Here is an 8940-nt window from a genome sequence, read left to right on the forward strand (position 1 = left end):
TTGATATTATTCTTGTTTAAAATAGTAAAAATTAAAGATGTGAAAAAAGCGAAAGAATACGTTTCTAATCTTATAAAACCTTCTAAACGACACCTAAATAATACTTAAATAAATAATTATGAGCGAAATAAAAAATATTATAATACTTGGAATGGGAGCTATTGGGACAGCTTTCGGAAATACGTTATCTGTTAAAGACAATCTGAATGTAACTTTGGTAGGCATAGAAGACGATATTGCCGAATCTATCAGCTCCACTCACATAAATCATAAATATTTTGCCGGCATAAGATTAAACGACAGACTTAAAGCTAGCAGCGACTTTAATTTAATTTCTACTGCCGATGTAATTGTTATTGCAATACCGTCGATAGCCGTAATGTCGCACCTGCGAGAAATTAAAAAGCATATACCCAAAAAAGCAATAATGATTAATTTGGCAAAGGGATTTGGCGATGAACTTCAGACAATACCTCAAAGCATCAACGAGGAGTTCGACAATATTGTTATTCCAATGAAAGGTCCTTCGTTTGCTCGCGAAATTATTAATAATAGTCCTACTGCTTTTACCATTGCCTGCACCGACACGAAACTACTTTCAAAATTGGAAGACTTATTTAAAGGCACATCTATTATTACCGACAAAACCGAAGATGTTCTTGGCGTTGAATATTTAAGTATTTTGAAAAACATTTACGCTATTGTTATCGGTATTGTCGATGCTCAATTCGACTCAGCTAATATGCGTTTTTGCGTATTTACAAAAGCCTTTAACGAAATGCGTGCAATAATGATTGAACTTGGCGGCAAAAAGAAAACCTTGTTTAATTACTGTGGCATTGGCGACTTTGGTTTAACATCTCTCAACGATTTGAGTCGAAACAGAACATTAGGGTTATTTATAGGAAAAGGATTTTTCGACGAAGTAATCTCCAACAAGGTTGTGCTTGAGGGACAAATTGCTATGAATAATATGTTGGTTAAGCTAAAACAAGACGGAATAAACCCCGAAATCTATCCTCTGCTAACATCGCTAAGCAAAGTGTTTTCAAAAGAAATCTCAGTTCTAGATTTTGTCAACAAGATTATTAATCTGTAACTGGCTTATTTTTCTCTAATTTATACTTCCTAACGTAAACAAACACCGATAATACTATCGAAAGCAGCAATATTATTGAGCCCGTATATGATACTATAGTTCCGACCTTAATTTCTTGCGGCTCGAATGCAAATACTATTGTGTGCTCGCCTTTGGGGATATTTAAAGCTCGCAAAATATAATTTGCTCTAAAGTATGGAACATCATTTCCATCTATTTGAGCATTCCAACCATTTGCATAATAAATATCTGAGAAAACTGCACAAGCATCAACAGGAGTACTGCATTCGTAAACCAATTTATTTGGTGCGTAGCTGACAAGTTTAATGTTGGCAGTTGAATCGTAATTGATTGACGAAGATTTAACAATATTATCGAATGCTTTGTCGTAAACCAAAGTCGTTGCAACATCAATATCGTTTAGTGCCTCTATTTCCTGATTTGCATTATCGACCATCCTTACATCTTGCACAAACCAAGCATTGCCTAATGCTCCGGGATTATAACGAGCCACAGGTTGGTTGTTACGACTATCGGGTAAAATAAACCACTTGGTATTTAACATATTAAACACACTCATATTTCCTTTCGACAAATGATACTCTATCACATCCTGATACCTACCAAGTTTGGCAGCATGATACCCTCCAACCGATTTATGAAAATACGAAGTTGATGCATCGTTGAATGACGAAACTGTTTGATTGAAAACTCTGTAATACAAATCTTTGTCTTGCAATATGGTTTTGTCTGCTTCCGAAGGTTGGAAAGGTACATCAACAAGCGATTTGCGGACAAAGTTGTCTTTGTTTAAATATCTCTTATCAACAAACCATAAGTCAAATATTATAAGTAAAGCTAAAACAGGAATCAGTGTTTGTAATTTTAATTTCTTATTGACAAAAAGCCAAATCAGACCAAAGCTCAAGGCTACATAAATAAACGACCTCCAAGCATCGCTTTTCAAAAGGTGTTGTCTATCTTCTATTAAAGCGCTTAGAAGCCAATCGGGGAAAATATTTTTTAATTGTACATCGTTGGGCGAAACAAAACTGAACAATCCGCCGGAAAACAATGCGAAAAACAGAGTTATACCTCCTACAATACCAAAACTTATATATAAGTATCTGTTTAGTTTCTCTTTCGGAAAATCGCCCTTGACAATATTCCACAAAGCCAATCCTGCAAGTAGCGGAATAGTAAGCTCTGCTATTACCAATGTCATTGAAACAGCCCTAAACTTATTGTACATTGGGACGTAATCAAAAAAGATGTCAGTTAAAAAGCTAAAATTGCTACCCCACGATAGTAGTATAGATAATATGGTCAGTATTAGTAATATATGTTTAATCTTGCCTTTGACAACAAAACAGCCCAACACAAACAAAAAGATAATAATTGCTCCAACATATATTGGACCGGCTACACCGGGCTGAGTTCCCCAATACAAAGGCATATTTTTAATCACTTGCTTTGCCTGATGAGCAAGTACTCCATTTTGAATTAATGCCGAGTAGGATTTTGAATCTTCGCTTAACGCTCCATTAGAAACACCTCCATTAAAATCGGGGATAAGTAAGGTGAAAGTTTCGCCAATACCATAGCTCCACATTGTGGCGTATTCCTTATCTAATCCGGTTTGTCGCTTGCCTTCTTGAACCAAATCGGACTTACCCCTTATAGTTTCCTTGCCGTACGAATATGTTGCGTACAAAGATGTAAAATTACATGCAACAGCAACAATCGCAGCAGCAAAAAGCACTGCTACACCCTTTAAAAGACTTTTTACTTCTTTCTCTTTAAAACTATAGATAAAATATACCAAAAGTATTACGAGTATCATAATACCTAAATAATAAGTCATTTGAACGTGATTAGCCCAAATTTGTAAAGCCAAAAACAAGGCTGTTACCACTCCACCCAACAGGTATTTTTTCCTTAGAGTAAGAAAAACACCCGCTAAAACAGGAGCCATCAGACTTATAGCGGTGGCTTTAGAATTATGCCCGGCTCCCAGAATGATAAACAAATACGACGTCAATCCGTAAGCTATTGAACTAACCAAAGCTACTTCAGCTTTTACCTTTAATGCCAGCAATAAGATAAAAAAGCCCAACATGTACAAAAACATCGTTCCGGCAGGTCTGTCTATAAAAAACCTAACAATCGGGTCAAGTGTTTTTGCAATATTTCCTTCGTATTTTGTCGAAATTTGATATGCCGGCATGCCTCCAAACATTGAATTTGTCCAGTAAGGTTCTTCGCCTGTTGCCTCTCGGTAATCGACTATTTCCTTCGACATTCCCTTAAACTGAGTAATATCCGACTGTTTAAGTTTTTTGCCTTGCATTTGTGGCAACATATATACTATAGACAATGCCATAAAAATCAGCACTGCCATTACATACGGTATCGATTTTTTTATCAAATTGTTTTTCATTGTGTAAAAGTTTTTTCTTAACAAAGGACAAAAGTAAGAAGTTTATCTGAAAAAATGCGAACAATAATAAAAAACTGCTGCTGTTTGGTAAATATCTTTGGCTATTGGCTGTTGGCTGTTGGCTGTTGGCTTTTAGCTATTAGCTAGGTTTAGATGTTTCGGATTTGCAGCAAAATATTGGCTATTGTTTTTCTCTACAGTGACAGATAATCTAAACGAATAGAGCGAAGTTGATTGACTGCAAAATAATCTAACAAAATCGCTGACCTACGCTTGCTTTGCGGAAGCGAGCGGGGTGAAATTTTGCTCATTTAAAATCCTTTTTACGCAGAATATGTATAAAAGAAACGTTAAAAATTTCTGAATCCCTGTAAGAAATTTAGTTTCTTTTATACGGTTTTTATTGCCACAAGGCAATAAAAAATTCCTTGTAAAAAGTGTCTTTTCTTTTGTTTCGTTTTCTTTGGACAAACAAAGAAAATGAAAGAAACAAAATTGAAACTGTAAAAGTTTATCGATTACGAAAAAAAGTTTGATAGGATTGGCTCTTAACCAAAAGCTAACTGCTAACAGCTAAGGGCTAATAAAAAACAAACAGAAAAAGGAGGAAGTTTCGCAACTTCCTCCTAACAAATATTAATAACCTAAAAAATAGAATCGGGAAAAACCCACGAAAAACTATTCGTCGGAAACCGTCAATTTTTTTCTTCCTTTAGCTCTACGAGCTGCCAACACTTTGCGTCCGTTCACAGTAGCCATACGCGAACGAAAACCGTGTTTGTTTTTTCTCTTTCTCCTTGATGGTTGATATGTGCGTTTCATAACTTAAAATGTATAATCTCTTTCAATTAGGTTTGCAAAGGTAATATATTTTTAATTATACAATACAACTTTGTGAAAATATTTTATTTTTTATTTGCAAACTGCGCTTTACTGGCTGTCGTATATCTCTGTTTTATTGTCTTTTACATCAAATAATTTGTACGGACGATTTATATTAATTAACATTTTTTTTATTCTCTCTTTATCGGTATCGGTGATAAAAACTTGTCCGAAATTATCGTTTAAAACCAAATTTATAAGCTGTTGCACCCTTTTATGATCCAATTTGTCGAAAATATCGTCTAAAAGCAATAACGGACAATGTTTTATTCTCTGACGCGTATAATCGAATTGAGCCAACTTTAGCGAAATTGCAAACGATTTTTGCTGTCCCTGAGAAGCATATTGTTTTACCAAATTGTCGGAAATGTAAAATATAAAATCGTCCTTATGTACACCTTTGCTTGTGTATTTCAAAAACAAATCTCTCTCAAAATTTTCAGACAATAACTTCTCAAAATCGGTATCGTTCAAATGGCTACTGTACTCAATATCAACACTTTCTTTTCCATTTGAAATTATATTGAAGTAATGTTTAAACAATGGTAAAAACTTTTCAATAAAATCTTTGCGTTTGGTATAAATATCCGTTGCAGGTGCAACCATTTGGATATCAATCAGCTGTAGCAACGAATAATCGCTACTTTGAATTTCCGCATTTTTTTTCAGTATGGCATTACGCTGAAGCATCAACTTGTTGTACCTCATTAGGTTATCTAAATAAACAGCATCAAACTGCGAGATTACCATATCAAAAAATCTTCTTCTAAACAAACTACCTTCCCTTATAATATCTCTGTCGTACGGCGAAACCATTACACATGGAAAACGTCCTATGTGGTCGGAAATGCGATCGTATTCCTTATCGTTTAGCCTCATCTGCTTTTTCTTACCACGCGATAATATGCAACTCACTTTTTGTGGTAGTTCTTCGCTACTGCTTACAAAATTGCCGTGCACGGCAAAAAAACTTTCATCATGCCTGATACTATGCAAATCACTGTTGTAGAAATAACTTTTGGTAAACGAAAGGTGATAAATCGCATCTAAAATGTTGGTCTTGCCTACTCCATTATTACCTGTAAAACAGTTTACATTTTGAGAAAAATCGATTTTATCTTCCTCAAAATTCTTAAAATTAATTAAGTGAATGTTTTTTAGGTACACCTTCGTCTGTATATTAAATTCGCTGCAAAGTTAATAAAAACTGCTTATCGTTTTTATACTTATTTGAGTTTTTGTTTTTGCAAGATATTGACATAATTAACTATATTTGCAATGTTTTAATTTAGCCGAAACAAACCTTACTGAGTAATAGTTTATGAGCAGACAGCAAACAATGGTACCGTGGGCAAAAAACGCCACCATATACGAAGTAAACCTACGACAATACACAAAACAAGGTGATATTAAGTCGTTTAGAGAGCACCTTCCGCGAATAAAATCCTTGGGTGTGCAAATTATTTGGTTTATGCCGGTACAGCCTATTGGCGTTAAAAACCGAAAAGGTGATTTGGGCAGCTATTACTCAATAAAAAACTATCGCGAGATAAATCCTGAATTCGGTACTTTTTCCGAATTTCAATCTCTTGTCGAAGAAATTCACAGTTTGGGTATGTACGTCATTTTAGATTGGGTGGCTAACCATACTGCTTGGGATCATCACTGGGTTGACGAACATCCCGATTTTTACAGACGAAACGAATTAAACGAAGTTTTTCCTCCTGTTCCCGAATGGGAAGATGTTATTGGTTTGAATTACGACAATCCAAAAATGCGACAACAAATGATTGATGAAATGTTGTTTTGGGTTGAGAATGCCAAAATCGACGGTTTCCGTTGCGATATGGCGAGTTTGGTTCCTATCGACTTTTGGAACGATGCCAGAACCGAACTAAATAAACACGCAAATGTTTTCATGCTCGCCGAATCGGAGGATAAGGAGTTGTTAGACAAAGCTTTCGACGTTATTTATAATTGGAAAGTATATCATAAAATTAATGATATGGCTAATTTTAAATGCTCTGTCAATGATTTTGCAAAAACTATTAAAGATGAGTTTTACAACTTCCCCGAAAACTGCTCGCAACTGCTGTTTATCAGCAATCACGACGAAAACTCGTGGCACGGCTCCGAATTGCAAAGGTTAGGATTGTTTTTAGAAACTATGGCTCTTTTAACCTTCACTCTTCCGGGCATTCCGCTTATTTATTCAGGCATGGAAGCTGGCAATAGTAAACAATTGAAGTTTTTTTCGAAAGATAATATTGAGTGGAAAGACGATAAAATGTTCGATTTTTATAAAACTCTCGTTAACATCAGAAAAAACTCAAATATCAATTTCAACAGCAACGACGACGGCAATTTTCACATTATCGAAACTGAGTTTTCCGACAAAATATTTTGCTTTACCAGATATAACAATTCCGAGCAATACGTTGTAGTTGTTAGCTTAACAAGTAGCAAATTCTGTTGCACCTTGTTCGACCCTGCATTTTACAAAAAATACACCGATGTTTTTTCAAATAAGCAATTCGATTTACACGGAGCGCTACACTTAGAACTCGAAGCATACGATTACCTCTTTTTAAAACATATAAATAATTAATCAAACATAAATAAACTCTTAGTGAAATATGAGAACAAAAACATTTTCAATTTTAGTAATACTTTTATTAGTATCAAACTTATTGGTTTTCTCGCAAAATGATTGGGAAAATCCCCAAGTTTTTAAAATCAACAGAGAAGATGCTCGTGCAACTTTCTTTTCGTTCGATTCGGAACAGCAAGCAATTATTGGCGATTTAAACACAAATGCCAACATGAAAACTTTAAACGGAAAGTGGAAGTTTAACTACGTAGGCAGAGCTTCGCAACGTCCAACCGATTTCTACAAAAACGATTTTGATGTTTCGTCGTGGGACGACATTGACGTTCCAAGCAATTGGGAACTTAACGGCTACGGCTATCCTCATTACTTAAATGCACAATATCCTTTTGAACGCAATCAGCCGTATATAGCCGACGAATACAGTCCTGTCGGCTCATACGTTACTTTCTTCAATTTGCCTGCAAATTGGAAAGGCAAAGAAGTTTTTATAGAGTTTGGTTCGGTTAAATCGGGTTACTACCTGTGGCTTAACGGCAATAAGGTCGGATACAGTCAGGATTCAAAACTTCCGGCAGAATTTAATATTACAAAATATTTGGTCGAAGGGAAAAACAAATTAGCAGTTCAGGTGTTTCAGTTTACCGATGGCAGCTACCTTGAAGACCAAGACTTTTGGCGAATTTCGGGAATACAAAGAGATGTTCGGCTCTACGCAAGAAACAAAGTCCACGTTGCCGATTTTTTTGCTAAGACTTCGCTTTCAGGCAATTACACAAACGGCGTTCTCGATTTAAACATTTTGATTAAAAACTACAATAACAAAAATGTAGCTAAACAAAATATAACCTACAAAATTGAAGATGCCAAAGGCAATGTAGTTGTTTCAAACAATGCAGTTGTCGATGTCAAAAAAAATGCATCAGCAACCGTTAACTTTAAGCATGTTATTAATAATGTAAAGCAATGGTCGGCGGAGATTCCTAATTTGTACAGATTAACAATCGTTTTATCCGACCAAAACAATAATGCTCTCGAATATATATCTACAAAAATAGGTTTCAGAAGCGTTGAAATAAAAGATGGTCAGCTTTTGGTCAACGGTAAGCCAATACTTTTAAAAGGTGTCAACAGACACGAACACGATATGCACTACGGACACGTTGTTGACGAAAAAATGATGCGTAAAGATTTGGAGCTTCTGAAACAACACAACTTTAACGCTGTCCGCACCGCTCACTATCCCAACGACCCAATGTGGTACAAACTCTGCGACGAGTACGGTATTTACTTATACGACGAAGCCAACGTGGAATCGCATGGCTACGGCTACGCAAAAGAAAACACATTGGCAAACAAACCCGAATGGGAAGCTGCTCATATTGAAAGAATTATGAATATGGCACAAAGAGATAAAAACCACCCTTCGATTATTGTTTGGAGTATGGGCAACGAAGCCGGCACAGGTCCTACAATGCTTAATGCGTACAAAAAACTTAAAGAGTTCGACAATAGTCGCGTTGTTGCGTACGAAAGAGCCGAAATGAATACCGATGTAACCGAAAAACACACAGATATCATCGGTTTGATGTATTGGCCCGTGAAAAGTGTAAAAAAACATTGGGTAGGAACCGACCCCGACCGTCCGTTTATTTGGGCTGAATACTCTCACGCTATGGGCAATAGCAACGGACACTTCCAAGACTATTGGGATTTTGTTGAATCGGAACGCCAAGTACAAGGCGGTTTTATTTGGGATTGGGTTGACCAAGGATTGGCAAAATACGATGAACACGGCAAACTATACTGGACTTACGGCGGACACTACGAACCCGAAGGTGTTTTTACCGATGGAAACTTTTGTTTGAATGGTGTTATCAACGCCGACAGAACAGTGCACCCTGCTATATA

The 8940-nt window shown here is 36.1% G+C and carries 6 protein-coding genes; 3 read left to right on the forward strand and 3 right to left on the reverse strand.

The genetic code is table 11. From position 1 onward, the window contains the following. Positions 1-118: 118 nt before the first annotated feature. Complete coding sequence (locus PHP31_09320) at positions 119-1099, forward strand: 2-dehydropantoate 2-reductase N-terminal domain-containing protein (protein MDD3739477.1); 981 nt, start codon at positions 119-121, stop codon at positions 1097-1099. Here the strand turns inward: PHP31_09320 and PHP31_09325 are convergent. The 3 genes from PHP31_09325 to PHP31_09335 all read right to left on the reverse strand — a co-directional run bounded on the left by PHP31_09325 (position 1089) and on the right by PHP31_09335 (position 5588). After that, positions 1089-3539, reverse strand: a complete 2451-nt coding sequence (locus tag PHP31_09325; GenBank protein ID MDD3739478.1) for a YfhO family protein — start codon at positions 3537-3539, stop codon at positions 1089-1091. The genes PHP31_09320 and PHP31_09325 overlap by 11 nt on opposite strands. 678 nt (positions 3540-4217) lie before the next feature. Then, positions 4218-4361, reverse strand: coding sequence for a 50S ribosomal protein L34 (rpmH, locus tag PHP31_09330; GenBank protein MDD3739479.1), 144 nt, complete (start codon positions 4359-4361; stop codon positions 4218-4220). 108 nt (positions 4362-4469) lie between these two features. After that, positions 4470-5588 (reverse strand): DNA replication/repair protein RecF, encoded by a 1119-nt coding sequence (locus PHP31_09335; protein MDD3739480.1) that lies wholly within the window; start codon positions 5586-5588, stop codon positions 4470-4472. Between the two features lie 172 nt (positions 5589-5760). On the opposite strand from PHP31_09335, the gene PHP31_09340 reads away from it, so the two are divergent. Both PHP31_09340 and PHP31_09345 read left to right on the forward strand, forming a co-directional pair. Continuing rightward, a complete protein-coding gene (locus tag PHP31_09340) occupies positions 5761-7029 on the forward strand; it encodes an alpha-amylase family glycosyl hydrolase (GenBank protein MDD3739481.1) in 1269 nt (422 codons plus the stop codon). Between the two features lie 28 nt (positions 7030-7057). Beyond that, positions 7058-8940, forward strand: a 1883-nt coding sequence (locus tag PHP31_09345) for a glycoside hydrolase family 2 TIM barrel-domain containing protein (protein MDD3739482.1), incomplete at its 3' end; no start/stop codon positions are given.

It is taken from the genome of Lentimicrobiaceae bacterium, assembly GCA_028697555.1.
Lineage (GTDB): Bacteria > Bacteroidota > Bacteroidia > Bacteroidales > UBA4417 > UBA4417.

Coding starts and splice junctions, on each gene's coding strand:
- PHP31_09340 (MDD3739481.1), top strand. CDS start 5,761: ATGGTACCGTGGGCAAAAAACGCCACCATATACGAAGTAAACCTACGA.
- PHP31_09325 (MDD3739478.1), bottom strand. CDS start 3,539: ATGAAAAACAATTTGATAAAAAAATCGATACCGTATGTAATGGCAGTG.
- rpmH (MDD3739479.1), bottom strand. CDS start 4,361: ATGAAACGCACATATCAACCATCAAGGAGAAAGAGAAAAAACAAACAC.
- PHP31_09320 (MDD3739477.1), top strand. CDS start 119: ATGAGCGAAATAAAAAATATTATAATACTTGGAATGGGAGCTATTGGG.